This window comes from Streptosporangium sp. OZ121, assembly GCF_051918885.1.
Lineage (GTDB): Bacteria > Actinomycetota > Actinomycetes > Streptosporangiales > Streptosporangiaceae > Streptosporangium.
Genome location: NZ_JBPXMC010000083.1, coordinates 1 through 1409 on the forward strand (window position 1 = coordinate 1; position 1409 = coordinate 1409).

Genomic DNA, 1409 nt, shown 5'->3' on the forward strand with positions numbered 1-1409 from the left:
GGAGAGGTGCACTGCCTGCTCGGCCAGAACGGTGCCGGGAAGTCCACGCTGATCAAGACCCTGGCGGGCGCTCACCAGCCCGACGAGGGGACGATCACGCTCAACGGTGAGGAGGTGCGGCTGTCGAGCCCGATCGCGGCGATCCGGCTCGGGATCTCCACGATCTACCAGGAGCTGGACCTGGTGGACGGCCTCAGCGTGGCCGAGAACGTGTTCTTGGGTCATGAGCCGGCCCGGATGGGGTTCGTGGGCCGTTCGGAGGCGGCGCGGGCGACGCGGGAGTTGCTGGCGCGGCTGGGGCATGCGGAGATCCGCCCGTCGGTGGAGGTGGGCCGGTTGTCCCCGGCGGCCAAGCAGGTGGTGAGCATGGCGCGGGCGCTGTCGCACGACACCCGGTTGATCATCATGGACGAGCCGTCGGCGGCGCTGGCCCATGACGAGGTGGGCAACCTGTTCCGGATCATCCGGGAGCTGACCGCCCAGGGGGTGGCGGTGGTCTACATCTCGCACCGGCTGGAGGAGATCCGCGAGATCGGGGACCGGGTGACGGTGCTCAAGGACGGCCGTACGGTCGCGGTGGGCCTGCCGGCCAAGGAGACGCCGACCTCGCAGGTGGTGTCGCTGATGACCGGCCGCAACGTCGAGTACGTCTTCCCCGAGCGACCCGCCCCCGGTAGCCACGACGGCAAGGCGGAGGTGCTCCAGGTGCGTGACCTGAGCATTCCCGGCCGTGTCTCGGACGTGTCGTTCTCGGTGCGGGCGGGGGAGATCGTGGGGCTGGCCGGTCTGGTCGGCTCGGGCCGCTCGGAGATCATCGAGGCGGTGTACGGGGCGCGGCGGTTTTCCGGCCAGGTGGTTTTGGAGGGCAGGCCGGTGCGCCGGGGCGGTGGCACGACCGGCGCGGTGCGCCTGGGCATGGGGCTGGCGCCCGAGGAGCGCAAGGCGCAGGCGTTGCTGCTGGACCAGAGCGTGTCGCGCAACATCAGCCTGGCGAGTTTGGGCCGGTATTCGCGGCTGGGCTGGATGGACCGGCGCCGGGAGGCGGCCGACGCGCGGGAGATGGTGCGGGCCCTCGACATCCGCCCCTCCGATCCGGAGCGGCCGATCAAGACGTTGTCGGGCGGTAACCAGCAGAAGGCGGTGCTGGCCCGGTGGTTGCTGAACGACCGCAAGCTGCTGCTGCTGGACGAGCCGACCCGCGGGGTGGATGTGGGGGCTCGGGCGGAGTTGTACGCGCTGGTGCGGCGGCTGGCCGATGAGGGGATCGGGGTGTTGCTGGTCTCCAGCGAGGTTCCCGAGGTGCTGGGGCTGGCCGATCGGGTGCTGGTCCTGCGGGAGGGCCGGGTCATTCGTGAGGCCGGTGCCGGTGAGCTGGACGAGCACGCCGTCCTCGACATGATCATGGAAGG

At 70.8% G+C, this 1409-nt stretch carries 1 protein-coding gene; it reads left to right on the top strand.

The genetic code is table 11. The features are described from left to right. Nucleotides 1-1409 (top strand): sugar ABC transporter ATP-binding protein (locus tag ACTOQ1_RS42790; protein WP_440074328.1); only part of this gene is annotated, 1409 nt, incomplete at both ends.